This is a genomic window from Pseudomonas sp. VA159-2, from assembly GCF_024126635.1.
Taxonomy (GTDB): Bacteria; Pseudomonadota; Gammaproteobacteria; order Pseudomonadales; family Pseudomonadaceae; genus Aquipseudomonas; species Aquipseudomonas muyukensis.
In genome coordinates this window covers 1-17,581 of sequence record NZ_JAMYBV010000038.1, presented here as the reverse complement: position 1 = coordinate 17,581, position 17,581 = coordinate 1, and the positions used below count along the sequence as shown (strand labels likewise).

The 17,581-nt window shown below is 67.7% G+C and carries 13 protein-coding genes; 10 read left to right on the top strand and 3 right to left on the bottom strand.

What is annotated here, in order from left to right; genetic code table 11:
• Positions 1-6 precede the first annotated feature (6 nt).
• The 6 genes from NJG22_RS22980 to NJG22_RS22955 are packed head-to-tail and all read left to right on the top strand — an operon-like array spanning position 7 to position 6,871.
• Positions 7-1,017, top strand: coding sequence for a polysaccharide deacetylase family protein (locus NJG22_RS22980; RefSeq protein ID WP_253098058.1), 1,011 nt, complete (start codon positions 7-9; stop codon positions 1,015-1,017).
• The gene (locus NJG22_RS22975; RefSeq protein ID WP_253098056.1) at positions 1,014-2,318 is read left to right on the top strand and encodes an oligosaccharide flippase family protein; all 1,305 of its coding nucleotides are present in this window, start codon (positions 1,014-1,016) and stop codon (positions 2,316-2,318) included. The genes NJG22_RS22980 and NJG22_RS22975 overlap by 4 nt, the downstream gene beginning before the upstream one ends.
• Positions 2,315-4,225, top strand: coding sequence for a hypothetical protein (locus tag NJG22_RS22970; RefSeq protein WP_253098054.1), 1,911 nt, complete (start codon positions 2,315-2,317; stop codon positions 4,223-4,225). The genes NJG22_RS22975 and NJG22_RS22970 overlap by 4 nt, the downstream gene beginning before the upstream one ends.
• A gap of 34 nt (positions 4,226-4,259) precedes the next feature.
• A complete protein-coding gene (locus NJG22_RS22965; RefSeq protein WP_253098052.1) occupies positions 4,260-4,949 on the top strand; it encodes an N-acetyltransferase in 690 nt (229 codons plus the stop codon).
• Between the two features lie 4 nt (positions 4,950-4,953).
• A complete protein-coding gene (locus tag NJG22_RS22960; protein ID WP_253098050.1) occupies positions 4,954-6,120 on the top strand; it encodes a GNAT family N-acetyltransferase in 1,167 nt (388 codons plus the stop codon).
• A complete protein-coding gene (locus NJG22_RS22955) occupies positions 6,092-6,871 on the top strand; it encodes a ChbG/HpnK family deacetylase (protein WP_253098048.1) in 780 nt (259 codons plus the stop codon). Before NJG22_RS22960 ends, NJG22_RS22955 begins: the two co-directional genes overlap by 29 nt.
• Positions 6,872-6,958: 87 nt before the next feature.
• On the opposite strand, the gene NJG22_RS22950 is transcribed toward NJG22_RS22955, so the two are convergent.
• On the bottom strand, positions 6,959-9,202 hold the full coding sequence (locus NJG22_RS22950) for an EAL domain-containing protein (RefSeq protein WP_253098047.1): 2,244 nt from the start codon (positions 9,200-9,202) through the stop codon (positions 6,959-6,961).
• Between the two features lie 139 nt (positions 9,203-9,341).
• Between NJG22_RS22950 and NJG22_RS22945 the strand changes: the two genes are divergently transcribed.
• The 3 genes from NJG22_RS22945 (at position 9,342) to NJG22_RS22935 (ending at position 12,856) form a co-directional block, all read left to right on the top strand.
• Positions 9,342-10,961, top strand: a complete 1,620-nt coding sequence (locus NJG22_RS22945) for an NADP-dependent glyceraldehyde-3-phosphate dehydrogenase (protein WP_253098045.1) — start codon at positions 9,342-9,344, stop codon at positions 10,959-10,961.
• Positions 10,962-11,107: 146 nt separating this feature from the next.
• Positions 11,108-11,575, top strand: a complete 468-nt coding sequence (locus NJG22_RS22940; RefSeq protein WP_253098043.1) for a VOC family protein — start codon at positions 11,108-11,110, stop codon at positions 11,573-11,575.
• A gap of 87 nt (positions 11,576-11,662) precedes the next feature.
• Complete coding sequence (locus NJG22_RS22935) at positions 11,663-12,856, top strand: hypothetical protein (protein ID WP_253098041.1); 1,194 nt, start codon at positions 11,663-11,665, stop codon at positions 12,854-12,856.
• A 313-nt stretch (positions 12,857-13,169) separates the two neighbouring features.
• Here the strand turns inward: NJG22_RS22935 and yiaY are convergent, their stop codons facing one another.
• Both yiaY and ilvA read right to left on the bottom strand, forming a co-directional pair.
• Positions 13,170-14,318 (bottom strand): L-threonine dehydrogenase, encoded by a 1,149-nt coding sequence (yiaY, locus tag NJG22_RS22930; protein WP_253098039.1) that lies wholly within the window; start codon positions 14,316-14,318, stop codon positions 13,170-13,172.
• Between the two features lie 91 nt (positions 14,319-14,409).
• Positions 14,410-15,972, bottom strand: coding sequence for a threonine ammonia-lyase, biosynthetic (gene ilvA / locus NJG22_RS22925; RefSeq protein WP_253098037.1), 1,563 nt, complete (start codon positions 15,970-15,972; stop codon positions 14,410-14,412).
• Between the two features lie 323 nt (positions 15,973-16,295).
• On the opposite strand from ilvA, the gene NJG22_RS22920 reads away from it, so the two are divergent.
• Positions 16,296-17,393: an alkene reductase gene (locus NJG22_RS22920; protein ID WP_253098035.1), complete on the top strand. Its 1,098-nt coding sequence runs from the start codon at positions 16,296-16,298 to the stop codon at positions 17,391-17,393.
• Positions 17,394-17,581 lie beyond the last annotated feature (188 nt).

Genomic DNA, 17,581 nt, shown 5'->3' with positions numbered 1-17,581 from the left:
ACGGACATGCCGATCAAGACCCATATCAAGCAGGCCAGTGGCTGGTTGTACTTCAAGTCGCCGCGCGGGCGCGCCGAACTGCGCGGCGCCGGGGTGATTCTCATGCTGCACCGGGTGCTGGCCGATGACGCCAGCGCCGCGCTGCCCCATCGCAACGAGCTGTGCGTCGGCCCGCGCGCCTTCGAAGGGCTGCTGCGCTGGCTGCAACGGCACTTCGACTGCGTCAGCCTGATGGACCTGCTGGAAAGCCACCAGGCGCCTCGCGGCGATGCCCGGCCCAAGGTGGCCCTGACCTTCGACGACGGCTGGCGCGACAACGCGGTCAATGCCTTCCCGCTGCTGCAGCGCCACCAGGTGCCGGCGAGCATCTTCCTGTCCACCGACTACATTGGCAGTCGCCAGCGCTTCTGGTGGGAAAGCGTCGGCGAAACGCTGTGGGGCAGCCATGGCGAGGACGCCCGCCGGCTGTTGATCGAGCGCCTGCGCAAGCTCGGCCGGCCATTGCCGGCGGCGTACTTCATGCACGACCACAGCAAGGCCCGCAGCCTGGTGCTGGCGCGCTACCTGCAAGCGCTCAAGAGCCTCAGCCCCCAGGCCCTGCACCTGCTGACCGACACCTGCCCGCCGGAGTCGCTGCCCCAGGCCATGGACTGGCAGCAAGTGCGCACCCTGGAAGATTCCGGCCTGGTGCGCTTCGGCCCCCACGGTGCCAGCCACGCCCTGCTGCCGTACCTGGATGACCACCGCCTCAACGAGGAACTGCAGCGCAGCCATGCCGCGCTCGGCGCCGGCTGTCGCGCGCCACTGCCGGTGTACTGCTACCCCAACGGCGACCACGACGCACGGGTGCGCGCGCGGGTCGCCGCGCACCGCTACCCCTACGCCCTGAGCACCCGCCCGGGGATCTGCCAGGGCCAGGACGACCCCCTGGCCCTGCCGCGCATCGGCGTCAGCCAGCGCAACGCCAGCCGCCCGTCGCTGCTGGCCTGGCGCATCAGCCGCGGAGCACGCGGATGATGCGCAACAGCTACCTGCGCCAGCTGGCCCTGAGCATGGCCACCAAGCTGGCGATGATCGCCCTGCGCCTGCTGCGCAACGTGCTCCTGGCGCGCATTCTCGGCCCCAGCGAACGCGGCTTGTTCGCCCTGCTCAGCACCCTGCCCGAGCTGATCAGCGCCGCCACCAGCGGCGGCCTGAACAGCGCGGTCGGCTACCAGGCGGCCAAGCAGCGCGACATGGGCCTGCTACTGACCCAGGTGCTGGTCTACGGCAGCCTGCTGGCCGGGCTGCTGACCTTGCTCTGCGTGGTGCTGGTGCGCTCGTTCGGCGCCGACCTGGCAGTGACCGTGCAACTGGGCCTGCTGGCCTGGCTGTTGCTGCTGGCGGTGCCGATGACCGTGCTCAAGAGCGGCCTGCTGACCCTGCACAACGCCAGCGGCGGCGTCGGCGCCTTCAATGCCTTGCGCCTGAGCGAATCGCTGGCGCCGCTGCTGCTGTTCCTCGGGCTGTTCTGGATGTGGCGCGAGCAGGCCCTGGAAGCCGCGCTGATCAGCTGGCTGGCCGGCATCGCCCTGGTGCTGGTGCTGGGCCTGTGGTGGCTCGGCCGCCAGCATCGCCTGCGCCTGCGCTGGGACCGCGACGGCCAGCGCGAACTGCTGGCCTACAGCGCCAAGAGCCACCCGGACCTGTTGTTCCAGCAACTGATCCTGCGCTCGGACTACCTGTTCATCGGTGCCCTGCTCGGCAGCACCGCCCTGGGCCACTACGCCATGGCCAGCGCCGCCGCCGAACTGTTGCTGATCGTCCCCGAGGCCGTCACCACGCCGCTGATGAAACGCCTGCTGCAACAGGATACCGGCATGGAACGCCTGACCCCGCTGGCCCTGCGCCTGACCGCCACGGTAATGCTCGGCGCCTGCCTGGGCATGGCGCTGATCGGCCAGTGGCTGATCGTCACCCTGTTCGGCGCCGACTACGCGCCGGCCTACCCGGCCTTGCTGGCGCTGCTGCCCGGGCTGCTGGGGCTGTGCTATGCGAGTATCCTGCGCCTGGACCTGCTGGGCAAGAACCGCCCCGGCACGGTGTCGCTGCTGATGGGCGCGGGGGCCGCCTTGAACCTGCTGCTCAATGTGCTGCTGATCCCGACCTGGGGCATCGTCGGCGCTGCGGCGGCCTCCTCGATCGCCTACCTGGCGGTGACCGTGGCCATGCTGGCGCTGTACTGCCGCCTGAGCGGCGTGCCAGTGGCGCGCACGCTGATCATCCTGCCCAGCGACTTGGCGCCGCTGCGCCAGATGCTGCAACGGAGGCCGGCATGAGGGCCCTGCTGCTGCTCGCCATGCTGCTCCCGCCCGCGCTGCCAGCGGCGCCGCTGCAATGGGGCGAGATCCGCGATGGCAGCTTGTACCTGCTGCCGACCCGCGACGACCAAGTGCGCATCCAGTGGCGCCCAGCCTGGCAGGCCGACGCCAACGCCGAGCGGCTGTTCCTGCTCGACGGCCAGGGCCGCCTGGTCGGCGAACAGCCCATCAGCGCCGAGCAAGTCCGCGGCACGCAACGCTGGCCGCTGGTGCCGGGCCAGGGCACCTACCGCCTGGAAATTCCCGGCTACAGCTTTCGCGACTACCGCATCCAGCACGCCGCCAGCACCCGCGCGCTGTTCGCCCCGACCAAGGTGCATTTCAGCGCCGAGGTCGGCCCCGGGGTGACCTTGTACCTGCGGGTCAAGGCTGGCGAACAGGCGATCCTCGCCGGCAAGTACCACGGCGGCGTGCATGGCCTGTTCGCCGAGCGGCTGGGCGATGGTCGGCGCGTGCAACTGGCGCTCAAGCCCTACCCGGCCTACTGGCGTTTCGACCAGCAGGCGCTGCCCACCAGCAACCGCGACGAGACCTGGCGCCTGTCCTTGCAAGGCAGCGGCAAGGCGGCGTTCTGGCTCGATGGCAGCGCCAACCTGTTCGCCCAGCGCGCCGAAGACCTCGGCGACCTGCCCCAGGCACCCGGCCAGGTGCGCCTGAAGCTCGCCGACAAGGTCCTCGGCCCCACGCCGAAGCTGGGAGTAGCCTTGCCCTACGTGCTGCCGCCAGCCTCGAGTTTCGCCGCCCTCGATGCCCTGCGCCCCCAGGCCGCCGGCTACTACAGCTTCGTCGATGTGCTGCAGCGCCAGCCCGATTTCGAGAACCCCTGGCGCAAGCTCTATCAGCAACGTTTCGGCATCCGCCAGGACATCACCCTGCTGGCCGGCAGCGCCCGGGTGGCCGACCTGCGCAGCGACCGCACCAGCCACGACGCCCTCGGCGCCTGGCTGGAGGCGACCAAGGCCCTTGGCGGCCAGGGCCTGCATTACCTGGCCTTCGCCGACGAACCTAACCTCAACTACCGCGACTATGCCAGCTACCGGGATTTCTTCCAGGCCATGGCCAGGCGCGTGCGCGACTACCCCGGCGCCCACGATGCCGGGGTACGCATCGCCATGCCGGCCTCGTCGCGCTTCACCGGCGGCCCCTTCGCCGAGGACGGCAGGCAACGCCGTGGCATCGACTGGGCGCGGCGCCTGCTCACCGAACAGGACGCGCAGATCGACGCGTTGGCCTGGCACGAGTGGATGGTCCGCGACCTGCTCGCCACTCGCAGCTACCGCGACAGCGTGCGCCAGGCCGCCGCGCTGGTCGGCCTGGACGGCCAGGGCCGGCCGCGCAAGGCGCTGCTGCTGGACCAGACCAACCTGTCCAGCGGCTCGAGCCTGAGCCCTTACGAGCAGAACAGCCACTACGCCGGCCTGTGGTGGACCTCGGTGGTGATCAACGCCGCCAGCGACGGCCTGCTCGACATGCTCAACTGGTTCCACGTCGCCGACGAGCCCGAGTGGCCCAAGGGCATGCTGCGCGACGCCGGCGGCGAGCGCTACGAACTCAAGCCGGTGGGCCTGGCCCAGCAGTTCATCCAGCGCCACTGGCTGGACCAGGTGCTGGCGCTGGACAACGACGCCTTCGAAGTCGACGCCCTGGCCATGGCCCGCCAGGGGCAACGCAGCCTGCTGGGGGTGAACAAGGCCGAGCGCCTGCAGCAGGTCGCGCTCGCCCTGGGCAACTGCCCTGCCGGCCAGTTGGAACTGTTCGGCCCCGACAACCAGAGCCGCCGTGGCCACTACGACTGCCACGACGGTCAGCTGCGTTTTCAATTGCCAGGGCAAACCGTGTTCGCCCTGACCTGGAACGCGTCATGAGACGCATCTCGACCTGCCACGTACAGGAGGCACCATGAGTGCTTTGACCAAGCTCCAGGAGCGCATCAAGCGCAAAGGACTGCGCAACACCCTCGCTAGTGCCTGGCGGCACTACGTCTTTTACCACTGGCAACTGTTGTGGATGGAGCGCGACCTGGTCAGCCCGGTGCCGCCGCACCGCCTGAAACCCTATGGTGCACTGCGCCTCGAAACCATCACCGTGCACAATGTACGAGCCTTCGCCCGGCACTTTGGCGACCGTGTCGAAACCATGCGCGAACTGGCGGCCGAGGGCCACACCGGGCTGATGTTCGTCGACGACGACAACGACGCGGTGGCGTTCATCTGGGGCAGCAACCGCCACTACCACGACCGCCACTACTATGGTTGCTGGTTCCCGGTCGGGCCCGGCGAGTTCTTCGAGTTCGGCGGCGAGCTGATCCGCAAGTACTGGGGCACCGAGCTGTCGGTGGACCTGCAACTGGCGCTGTGGCAAGCCATGGCCGCCCAGGGCTGCAACAAGGTGGTGGATGTCTGCGAGCAGCACAATATCCCGGCGCTCAAGCTGCACCTGCGCATGGGCTACCAGGAACAAGGACGGATCATGAACGTGTATTGCCTGTTCGGTCGCTGGAAGTTCTTCCGCGAAAGCCGCTACAGCGAGTCGCGCCTGGAACCGTTGCGCAAGCCGGAGCCGCACGCCTCTGCGGCCACCGCGAGCTAAGCCGGTGAGCCTGGTGCTGAAGTGGTGCGCGTCGTTGCGCAGCCACGACTTCCCCGCCGGCGAGTACGAGGCGCTGCGCAAGCGCCTGCCTGCCAGCACGCCGTTCAACCACCTCGGCTGGCTGCGCGCCGCCGAGGCCGCGCTGGCACCCGGCCAGCAGCTGCACGTGCTGCTCGGCTACCAGGACCAACGCCTGTGCCTGTGCCTGCCGCTGATCCGCGGCCGGGAACCCTTCGGCCCGCTGTTCGCCCCGGTGGTGCGCCACCTCGGCCACCCGCTGAGCGACCGCATCGCCTTGCTCATCGACCTGCCGGCGCTGTACGCCGAGCAGGTGCTGCAGGCCATCCGCAGGCAGTTGCCCCATGCCCTGCTGCAACTGAGCGAAGTGCCGGACCACCCCGAGACCGATGGTTGGCTACGCCAATGGGCTGCGGCCAGCTCCACCTGGCAGCAGCGCCTGAGCTGCCGTGTGCCGGTGCACCGCATCAACGAAGGCGATCGCCAGGAAGTCAGCGGCGACCCGCGCTACAAACTGCGCCGCGCGCGCAAGCGCATCGGCGCCTGCGGTGCCCAGGTCCGGCGGGTCATCGCCACCCCCGAGAACATCGGCGCGCTGCTCGACGCCATCAGCGCCGTCGAGGCCGCCAGTTGGAAAGGCGACGACGAGGTCGGCATCTTCTCGGGCGAGCGGCAGCGCCAATGGATGTACCAGGCGTTCACCGCCCTGGCCGCCGAGGGCCTGGTCTGCCTGGTGCTGCTGGAACTGGACGGACGCTGCATCAGCTACCGCCTGGGCCTGCTCGAACGCGGCCGGGTGTACGACTACAACCTCGCCTTCGCGCCCGAACACCGCGACCTGGGCAGTGGCCGCGTGCTGCTCGAGGAGTGGATTCACTGGGGGCTGGACCAGGACTGGAAGTGGGTCGACGCCTCGCGGGTCAGCCTGAACAATTCCAGCCACCAGCTCCACGAACGCCTGACCGGCCACCTCGAACACTGGCGCCTGAGCAGCTATAGCTGGCGCCCCGACGGCCTGCTGCTGGGCCTGGCGCAACGTACCTGGCAGTGGCTCAAGCCGCGCCTGCGCAAGACCGCCGCCGCACCTGGCACCCTTGCCCCGACCCCACCACAGGACCACCCGGATGCCCTCCCAGGTCATAGTCAACGCTGACGATTTCGGCCTCAGCGCCCACACCAACGCGGTGATCCTGCATGCCTTCCAGGCCGGGCTGATCAGCTCGGCCACGGCCATGGCCAACATGCCGGCCTTCGCCGCCGCCTGCACGCTGGCCCAGCAGCCGGCGCTCAAAGGCCGAGTGGGCCTGCATTTCAACCTGACCTACGGCCGCCCGCTGAGCCGGCCGATTCTTGCCGAGCCGCGTTTCTGCACGCCCCACGGCGAGTTCGACCTGCGCCTGAAACAGCGCACATTGCGCCTGTCGCGGCGCGAGCGGGCGGCGGTCGAGCAGGAGCTGGAGGCGCAGTGGAAGCACTGCCTGGACCATGGCCTGATGCCCAGCCACCTGGATTCGCACCAGCACGTGCACAATATCTGGCCGGTCGGCGAAGTGGTCGCGCGCTTCGCCCGCAGCCAGGGTGTGCCGATCCGCCTGGCGCGCAACATCGGCCACAACATCGGCCCGCTGAAGCGGCTGTTCAAGACCTTGCTCAACCGGCGCCTGCACCAGCTGTGCGGGGTCACCGCCGACCATGTGTGCACCCCGGCCGATGTGCGCGCGGGCCTGGCACCGGCCCATGGCGTGCTGGAGGTGGTGGCCCACCCCAGTGCCCTGGGCAGCCAGGACTTCGGCGACGCCTACCTGGCGCGCGGCGAATCGCTCAAGGCGCTGATCGAGCAGCGCCTGGGCGACCGACCGCGGGTCAGCTATACCAGCCTGGTGCGGCGTGCGCCGGTGGTGTGATGTTGCTTCGCAGGTGATTGGGGTGCCAGGCGATGGTATTGCAGCGCCTTTGAGATCGAACGCCGCCCTCCCCCTCGATGCAAAAACTCAGCGCAGCGGTTGCCGCTGGCGCTCCTGGTGGTCCAGCAACCAGCGCCGCAAGGCCTGCGCAGGCATCGGCCGGCCAAGCAGGAAGCCCTGCCCCTGGTCACACCCGGCGTTGCGCAGGAAGTCGTACTGCTCCTGGGTCTCGATACCCTCACCGGTAATGCGAAAACCCAAGGCATGCCCCAGGTCGATGATCGCCCGGGCCACGGCGATGGCGTCGTCATCACCCGGCAGGTCCTTGATGAACGCGCGGTCGATCTTCAGGTGGTCGATCGGCAACGCCCGCAGGTAGGCCAACGACGAATAGCCGGTGCCGAAGTCGTCCACCGCCGTGGCCACGCCCATCGCCCGCAACTGCGCCAGCACCGCGCAGGCCTGCTGCTGGCTCTCCATCAACAGGCTTTCGGTAATTTCCACCTCCAGCAGGCTGGCCGCCAGGCCATGGCGCTGCAGCGCCGAGGCCAGGCTGGTGACGTAGTCGCTGCGCTCGATCTGCAAGGCGGCGACATTGATCGCCAGCGGCCCCGGCACACCCTCGCCGTCGCGCCAGGCGGCCAGCTGAGCGCAGGCCAGCTCCAGCACCCGCTCGCCGAGGGGGATGATCAGCCCGGTGCGCTCGGCCAACGGGATGAACTCGCCTGGCGAAACCAGGCCATGTTCCGGGTCACGCCAGCGCAGCAGCGCCTCGACGCCTTCCAGGCGGCCACTGAACAGGTCCACCTTGGGCTGGTACCACAGCTCGAACTCGTTGTGTTCCAGGGCCCGGCGCAGGTTGCGCTCCAGCTCCAGGCGCTGCTGCAGCCGCGCGGTCATGTCCGGGTGATAGGGCCGCCAGGCGTCCCGGCCACTTTCCTTGGCCGCGTACATGGCCGTGTCGGCATGGCGCAGCAGGCTGTCGGGGTCTTCGCCATGCTGCGGGCACCAGGCCAGGCCGATGCTGCCGGTGACCAGCGCGGCGTTGCCATTGAGGTCGAAGGGCCGCTGCAAACTGCGCAGCAAGGCGCGGATCTGGTGGTTCACCTGGCCCTGGGTACCCTGCAGCATGAACACGAACTCGTCGCCGCCCAGGCGACAGACCTGATCCTGAGTATCCAGCTCCTGCAAGAAGCGCGCGGTGGCCTGCTGCAACAGCAGGTCGCCCATCGGGTGGCCAAGGCTGTCGTTGACCTGCTTGAAGCCGTCGATATCCAGCATCAGCACGGCCAGGCCATGGCCGTGCATGATCGCCTCGCCCAATTGCCGCTGGAACAGTACACGGTTGGGCAGCCCGGTGATGGTGTCGTAATGGGCCAGGCGCTCGAGCTGGGCCTGGTACTGGCGCAACGCGCGGTTGCGCTGTTCGAGCTGACGCTGCTTGCGATTGAGCTGGGCCACGAACAGGCTGAACAAGCCCGTGCTGGTCAGGGCGAACAGGAACAGCGGCGAGCCGAACAGGTTCGGCTCCGCCCAGCCGCCACGCGGCGCGGCCACCAATTGCCAGACGCCTCCCGGCACCTCGACATCGAGCGTCACCTGCGGGTCGTCGAACAACTGCGGGTCGCCCCAGATCAAACTACCCTCGGCGCCCTTGCCATCGCTGCCGCGCACCGCCAGCTCGAAGCCGGTCTCCGGGCGCAGGCCGGCGGCCAGCAGCAGGCGGTCGATATCGGCGACGATCGAGATATTGCCCCAGTACAGCTTGACCCCACGCTTGGCGCTGATGAACACCGGGCGCCGGTACACCAGCGCCCGGCCCCCCTGATAAAGCTGCAGCGGCCCGGCCAGCACCGGCTGGCCACTGTCACGGGCAACGGCCAGCAACGGGAACTGGTCGGGCAGGCGGCGGTAGTTCAGGCCGACGATCTGCTCGTTGCCCTGTAGCGGGTAGACATCGCGAATCACATCGGCGGGCGCCAGGGCGATATGGTGCATGTACGGCACCGAATCCAGCGCATCGCGGGCCATGCCATGGAAGTGGTCGATGCTGATGCTGCCGTCGGTGCTGATCAGTTGGGCAATGCCCTCGGCCTCGGCGAACGATGCGCGCAGCTGCGCCTCCAGCGCGCTGCGCAGCCCGGACAGCCGGGCCGCGAGGTTGGCGACCTGTTCGCTTTCCTCGCGCCGCGCATCCAGCTGGCCCAACACCAGCGACAGGCCGATGCCGATCATGGCGAAACCTACCGGCAGCAGGCGATAGAGCGTGCGACGCAGCGCCCCCGGTGGGGGTGGCGGCTCGTCGAAAGAAAAGCGTTCGTTGCGGGTCATAGGTCTGAGGTCGGAAGCGATGCCTTGTGTATCGGCGCAGTCGCGGCGATGTTGAGCCAGACTGGTGTTTTTCCGACGCGGGGTGCATGCTCCATGGCTGAAGCGTTTCATCCCGCCATCTACAAAAGGTGCAGTACCCATGGACCGCCTGCTCGATTCGCTGTTTCCCACCCCCGAGGACATCCCCGCGCAGTGGCGCCTGGGCGAGCCCCTGGAGCAACGCGACTACCTGGTGGCCGGCGAACTGCGGCGCTGGGATGGCCCGCTGGCCACGGTGCGCAGCCCGGTGTGGCTCAAGGACGGCGACAGCGAACGCCAAGTGATCCTGGGCAGCGCGCCGCTGCTCGACGCCGATACCGCCCTCAGCGCCCTGGACGCCGCCGTGCAGGCCTATGACAAGGGCCGCGGCGCCTGGCCGACGATGCGCGTGGCCGAGCGCATCCAGCATGTCGAGACCTTCCTGGCGCGCATGCGCGAGCAGCGCGAGGCGGTGGTCAAGCTGCTGATGTGGGAGATCGGCAAGAACCTCAAGGACTCGGAAAAAGAGTTCGACCGCACCTGCGACTACATCGTCGACACCATCAATGCCCTCAAAGACCTCGACCGCCGCTCCAGCCGCTTCGAGCTCGAGCAAGGCACCCTCGGCCAGATCCGCCGCGCACCGCTGGGCGTGGCGCTGTGCATGGGCCCCTATAACTACCCGCTCAACGAGACCTTCACCACCCTGATCCCGGCGCTGATCATGGGCAATACCGTGGTGTTCAAGCCGGCCAAGTTCGGCGTGCTGCTGATTCGCCCGCTGCTCGAGGCCTTCCGCGACAGCTTCCCGGCCGGGGTGATCAACGTCATCTACGGGCGCGGGCGCGAGACTGTCAGCGCGCTGATGGCCAGCGGCAAGGTCGACGTGTTCGCCTTCATCGGCACCCACAAGGCCGCCAGCGACCTGAAAAAGCTCCACCCACGCCCGCACCGCCTGCGCGCCGCCCTCGGCCTGGACGCCAAGAACCCAGGGATCGTGTTGCCCCAGGTCGACCTCGACAACGCCGTCGAGGAAGCCGTCACCGGCGCCCTGTCGTTCAATGGCCAGCGCTGCACCGCGCTGAAGATCCTGTTCGTGCATGAAGACGTGGTCGAGGCCTTCCTCGACAAGTTCCAGCGCAAGCTCGCCGCACTCAAGCCAGGCATGCCGTGGGAGCCAGGCGTGGCGCTGACGCCACTGCCGGAGCCGGGTAAGCTCGACTATCTCGACGGCCTGGTGGCCGACGCCACAGGCAAAGGCGCGCGGGTGCTCAACGCAGGCGGCGGGCTCAGCCGCGGTTCGTTCTTCTACCCGGCCCTGCTGTACCCGGTGAGCGCCGACATGCGCCTGTACCACGAAGAGCAGTTCGGCCCGCTGGTGCCGGTGGTGCCTTACCGCGACCTGCAGACGGTGGTCGACTACGTGCTCGACTCCGACTATGGCCAGCAGCTGAGCCTGTTCGGCAACGACCCGGCGACCATCGGCGCGCTGGTCGACACCTTCGCCAACCAGGTCGGCCGGATCAACCTCAACGCCCAGTGCCAGCGCGGGCCGGACACCTACCCGTTCAACGGCCGCAAGAACAGCGCCGAGGGGACCTTGTCGGTGCATGACGCACTGCGGGTGTTCTCCATCCGCACCCTGGTGGCGACCAAGTTCCAGGCGGCGAATAAAGAACTGATCAGCCAGATCATCCGTAACCGCCAGTCGAGTTTCCTGACCACCGACTACATCTTCTGAAGCTGACGAGCAAATGGGGCCGCATCGCGGCCCCTTCGTTTTTTTAGAGATAATCGATATAAGGCGACAGTCGATTTTCCGCCCGCGCAGACGACTCTAATCACCAAGGCGTTGCAACCCACCCCACGTGAAAGGAGATTACGCAAATGGCAGCCAAGCCCATCCCCGAAGGCCAGCACAGCCTCACCCCCTATCTCGGCATCAAGGAGGCCGCCAAGGCCATTGAGTTCTACAAGAGTGCCTTCGGCGCCGTGGAAATGTTCCGCCTCGAAGGCCCTGACGGCAGCATCGGCCATGCCGAGTTGAAAATCGGCGACTCTTCGCTGATGCTCGGCTCGCCCTGCGACATGGAGGGCGGCCTCAAACCCAGCGAAGCCATCGAAACGCCAGCAGTTGGCCTGCACCTGTATGTCGAGGACTGCGACAAAGTCTATGCCCAGGCCTTGCGCGCCGGCGCGACACAGGTGCGCGAAGTCCAGGACCAGTTCTACGGCGACCGCAGCGGCACCCTGAAGGATCCGTTCAACAACCTGTGGTTCGTCTCCACCCACAAGGAAGACCTCAGCCCCGAGGAAATCCGCGCCCGCGCCGCCAAACTGTTCGGCGGCCAGTGAGCGGCAGGCTCCAGGCTGCAAGCTTCAAGTTGAAAGCCACCGCGCTTTGCCTGAAGCTTGAGGCTTGTAGCTTGGAGCTGCCCCTCAATGCGAATCATCGAAAAATCCGGCGCCCTGGTGCGTAGCCTGACCCCGGCAGAGGACGAACTGCTGGTGGGTTTCGTCCGCGGCACCCTCACCGGCCCGCGCCTGTTGCAGGCCAACCAATGGCTGATGAAGATCCGCAGCGCCAACCAATGGCTAGCCTGCGACTGCCGCAAGGATGCCCTGCCGGTGCTCAACGTCTCGTTGAACGGCAGCACCGGCACCCTTTTCCTGCGCAACAACCCCGAGACCCCCGAGCACACCCCCGGCTGCCCGTTCAGCAAGGATGAGCGCGAAGCCGGCGAGCGCGCCGAGGAAAGCGCCGCGCCGGCCGCCTGGCTGGCGCCGGATGCGCCACTGCGCCTACTCGGCGACTACCGCCGCGCCAGTGACGGCGAAGCACCCGCAACGCCACGCGAGCCCGGCGAACGCCGCGAACAGCAGCGCCTGCTGTCGCTGCTGCTGACCTGGATCGAGGCCAGCGGCCTGAACGTCTACGCCACCCACCTGAAAAAGGACCTCACCGCGCAGTTCGCCGACCTGCGCGCTGTCGCCAGCCGCTACCCGCTGCTGGAGCGGGTGCCCGCCAGCAACTACCTGGAAACCCGCCTGGACATGAAGCACATGATGATGCTCAAGGCGCGCCTGCGCGAGGCCACGGTGTTCGGCAACCACCGTCGGCACGGCCTGCTGCTGGACTGCGTCGACCAGGTCAAGGGCCGCAAGCTGTTCAACAACCGCAGCGAGGACGGCTTCGACTTCCAGGGCCACCACCAGTACTGGGGCGGCAACCGCGCCAGCGGGCCGCTGCTGGCCCTGGCGCTGTATTCACCGGCCACCGCCGGCAGCCATTTCTACGAGCTGATCCATGTTGCCAGCGTGCCGGTGCTGTCGCGCGGGCAGCTGTTCCCGGTATACCGCGACGAAGAGCGCGAGCCCCTTAAAGCGCTGGTGTCGCTGATCGACTGGATGGCCAGCAAGGGCGTGAAGGTGCTGATGCGCCGCCCGGTGATCGGCGGCCAGGTGATGGACGAGCTGGTGTTGACCTCGGACCAGGACCGGGTGTTGTCGGTGTCGTTGCTCGAGCAACCGCTGGGGCCGGAGCCGGATGCCGAGAACTTCAAGCGCTATGCCGACTTCAAGAGCCTGGAGACCTTCCGCAAGTACGTGGCGGGGTTCTTCATGCGCGAGCGTTAGCCAGCGAGTTGAAGTCTGTCCCGGCCCCGTCGGAGCCAGCTTGCTGGCGAAGCAGGAGACGCGGTGGATGGCACCGGCTACGCCGGTATTCGCCGGCAAGCCGGCTCCTACGCCGGTTGCGACCTGCAATACCTGTAGGAGCCAGCCTTGCTGGCGAACCAGGCACCGCGGTGGATGGCACCGGCTGCGCCGGCAAGGCCGGCTCCTACGCCGATTACAGCCCGCAACCCCCGTAGGAGCCAGCCTTGCTGGCGAACCAGGCGCCGCGGTGGACGCGACCGACCCGTAGGCGCCCGCCACTTACCACACCGCTCTAGAACGCGGCCTTGAAGATCGCCTCGATTTCCACCTGGCTGGCCACGCGTGGGTTGGTCAGGCCACAGGCATCCTTGAGCGCATTGGCCGCCAGGACCGGCACATCCTCGACCTTGGCCCCCAGTTCCGCCAACCCGGCCGGGATGCCGATGGCCGCGGCCAGGTGCTCGATGGCCGAAATCGCCGCCCCGGCGCCCTGCTCGGCATCCAGCCCGCACACCTTGACGCCCATGGCCTTGGCCACATCGCGCAAGCGCGCCGCACTGACCTTGGCATTGAAACGCTGCACATGGGGCAGCAACACCGCGTTGCACACACCATGGGGCAAGTCGTAGTAGCCGCCCAGCTGGTGGGCCATGGCATGCACATACCCAAGCGATGCATTGTTGAACGCCATCCCCGCGAGGAACTGGGCATAGGCCATGTTCTCCCGCGCCTGCAGGTCGGCGCCGTCGGCAACCGCCTGGCGCAGGTTGTCGTTGATCAGGCCGATGGCCTTGAGCGCGCAGGCATCGGTGATCGGCGTGGCGGCGGTCGACACATAGGCCTCGATGGCATGGGTCAGCGCATCCATGCCAGTGGCCGCGGTCAGGCCCTTTGGCATGCCGACCATCAGCGCCGGGTCGTTGACCGACAAAATTGGCGTGACGTTGCGGTCGACAATGGCCATTTTCACATGGCGCGCCTCGTCGGTGATGATGCAGAAGCGGGTCATCTCGCTGGCGGTGCCGGCGGTGGTGTTGATCGCGATCAGCGGCAACTGCGGCTTGCTCGACCGGTCGACGCCCTCGTAGTCGCTGATATGCCCGCCGTTGGTCGCGCACAGGGCGATGCCCTTGGCGCAATCGTGGGGCGAGCCGCCGCCCAGCGACACCACGCAGTCACAGCCCTCGCGGCGCAGCATGGCCAGCCCTGCCTCGACGTTGGCGATGCTCGGGTTGGGCTTGGCGCCGTCGAACACCCGCGCGTCGATATCGCGCATGGCCAGCATGCCGGCGATCCGCTCGGCCACGCCGGCCTTGACCAGGCCCGCATCGGTGACGATCAACGCCTTGCGCAAGCCGTAACCGGCGATGGCGGCCATCGCCTCCTCCAGGCAGTCGATGCCCATGATATTGACGGCGGGGATGAAGAACGTGCTGCTCATGGCCAGGCCCTCTCAAGCGAATGGTAGGGCTTGAGCATCTGCCTGAACGCGCTGTGCGGCGTTGATCCAGGGCAACCCTTGGGCAAACCGGCTACCCCATGAACAACCGATACGCCGGATTATCCGTCTCGTCCCAATACGGATAACCCATCGCTTCCAGCGCCTGCGGCAACCCGGCCAGTTCCTCGTCCGGCACCTCCAGCCCGGCGAACACCCGCGCCTGCGCCGCGCCGTGGTTGCGGTAGTGGAACAGGCTGATGTTCCAGCGCTTGCCCAAGCGTTCGAGAAAGCCCAGCAAGGCCCCGGGCCGCTCGGCAAACTCGAAGCGCAGCACTCGCTCGCTGGCCCCTGGCGCCGCGTGCCCGCCCACGGTATGGCGCACGTGCAGCTTGGCCAGCTCGTTGTCGGTCAGGTCGAGCACCTGGTAGCCCTGCCCGCCCAGGCTGGCCAGCAGCGCTTCACGCGGGTCGTGCTGGGGGTGGGTCTGCACGCCAACGAACAGGCGCGCCTGCCTGCCCGGGTAGTAGCGGTAGTTGAACTCGGTGATCTGGCGCTTGCCCAGCGCCAGGCAGAAGGCGCGGAAACTGCCGGGGCATTCGGGGATGGTCACGGCGATCACCGCTTCGCGCTGTTCGCCCAGCTCGGCGCGCTCGGCCACATGGCGCAGGCGGTCGAAGTTGACGTTGGCGCCTGAGTCGATGGCCACCAGCGTCTGCCCCTGGGCACCTGTGCGGGCCACGTACTTCTTGATCCCGGCCACGGCCAGGGCGCCGGAAGGTTCGGTGATCGAGCGGGTATCGTCGTAGATGTCCTTGATCGCCGCGCACAGCTCATCGCTGCTGACCGTCACCACCTCGTCGACGAAGTGCCGGCACAGCTCGAAACAGTGCGCGCCGATCTGCGCCACCGCCACGCCGTCGGCGAAGGTGCCGACCTGCGCCAGCACCACCCGCTCGCCAGCGGCCATGGCCGCCTGCAGGCAGTTGGAGTCCTGTGGCTCGACGCCGATCACCTTGACCTCGGGGCGCAGGTACTTGACGTAGGCGGCGATGCCGGCGATCAGCCCGCCGCCGCCCACCGGCACGAAGATCGCGTCCAGCCGGCCCGGGTGCTGGCGCAGGATCTCCATGGCCACCGTGCCCTGGCCGGCGATCACATCAGGGTCGTCGAACGGCGGCACGAAGGTCGCCCCCTGGCTATCGGCCAACGCCAGGGCGTGGGCCAGGGCATGGGGGAAGCTCTCGCCCTGCAGCACGACCTGGCCACCCCGCGAGCGCACGCCCTCGACCTTGAGCGAGGGCGTGGTGGTGGGCATGACGATGGTGGCGTTCAGACCCAGGTGCGCGGCGGCCAGGGCCACGCCCTGAGCGTGGTTGCCGGCCGAGGCGGTGATCACCCCGCGGGCGCGCTGGGCGGGGCTCAGACGCGAGAGCCGGGTGTAGGCGCCACGGATCTTGAAGGAGAAGGTCGGTTGCAGGTCCTCGCGCTTGAGCAGCACTTGGTTGCCAAGGCTGGCCGACAGCGCCGGGGCGCCTTGCAGCGGGGTTTCGATGGCCAGGTCGTACACCGGCGCCGAGAGAATCCGCCGCACCTGCTCGGACAGCAGTTGTTGCGGTGTTACGGGGGCACGCGAGGGAAGGCTGAGGCTGGTCATCGATGACTCCTGGTTATTTTTCAAGGGCCCAGGAGTCAGAGAGAAAAAACCCGCCTCCAGGGCGGGTTTCGTGCATGTGTGCGCTAGCCCGCCAATCCGATAATGGCGGTAATAATGCTTGGAGCGCGGCACTGCAGGCGTGAGTTCATAGGATGGGAAAGTAGCCTGGGCCGGCGTGGCAAGTCAATACAGGCCAGTGATGGGCGGCTGTATGGGCCCGCTAATCCCCATTGGCGCCCGTTGCGCCAGTCACCCGGTCCCCCCTTTCCCCAATCACCTCGGTATCGTGCGCGGCATCGAATCCTCCTTGAAACGGTGCTTCCATGAAATTGTTCGAACCCCTGCAACTTGGCCCGCTCACCCTGCCCAACCGGGTGTTCATGGCGCCGCTGACCCGCCTGCGCAGCCAGGAGCCGGGCGACATTCCCACACCGCTGATGGCCGAGTACTACCGACAGCGCGCCAGTGCCGGGCTGATCATCAGCGAGGCCACGCAGATCTCGTTCCAGGCCAAGGGCTATTCCGGCTCGCCAGGCATTCACACCGCCGAACAGATTGCCGGCTGGCGCCGGGTCAACGACGGTATCCATGCCGAGGGCGGCCACAGCGCCGTGCAGGTGTGGCACACCGGCCGCGTCTCGCACACCTCGCTGCAGCCCGATGGCCAGGCCCCAGTGGCGCCGTCGGCGCTGGCGGCCAATGCCCGCACCAGCCTGCGTGATGAAAACCGCAATGTGATCCGGGTCGAAACCTCGACCCCACGCGCCTTGAGCGAGGCCGAGATCGTCGGCATCGTCGCCGACTTCGGCCAGGCCGCGGCCAATGCCCGCGAGGCGGGTTTCGACTTCATCGAGCTGCACGCCGCCCACGGCTACCTGCTGCACCAGTTCCTCACCCCCAGTGCCAACACCCGTGAGGACCGCTACGGGGGCAGTGTCGAGAACCGCGCGCGCATCGTGCTGGAGGCGGTGGATGCCGCCATTGCCCAGTGGAGCGCCGATCGCGTGGGTATCCGTATCTTCCCGCTGGGCGGCTTCAATGGCATCGACAATGGCGAGGACCAGGAGGCTGCGGGCCTGTACCTGATTGGCGAGCTGGCCAAGCGCAACCTGGCCTACCTGCACTTGTCCGAGCCGGACTGGGCCGGTGGCAAGCCGCTGCGCGACGAGTTCCGCGAGGCGATTCGCGCGGTTTATCCGGGGGTGATCGTTGCGGCAGGGGCCTATACCGCCGAGAAAGCCGAGGGGTTGCTGGAACGGGGGCTGATCGATGCGGTGGCCTTTGGACGCGCGTTCATTGCCAATCCGGATCTGGTCGAGCGGTTGCGGCAGCAGGCGCCGCTGAACCCGCATAGGGCGCAGTTCGACTATGCCAATGGGGCTGAGGGGTATACCGATTACCCTGCTTTGCAAAGGGCTTGAGGAGTGGCGCCCGCTTTGCTGACGAAGCCGACGACGCGGTGAATGGCACCGGCTGCCCCGGTGTTCGCCGGCAAGGCCGGCTCCTACAACGCTATCTGCGCACCCCTGCCCCCGTAGGAGATTCTATGGTTTCAGGGAAGCCCATTAGCTGACTTTAGGTTGATATTCGTCCTGCCCTTTCAGCAGGG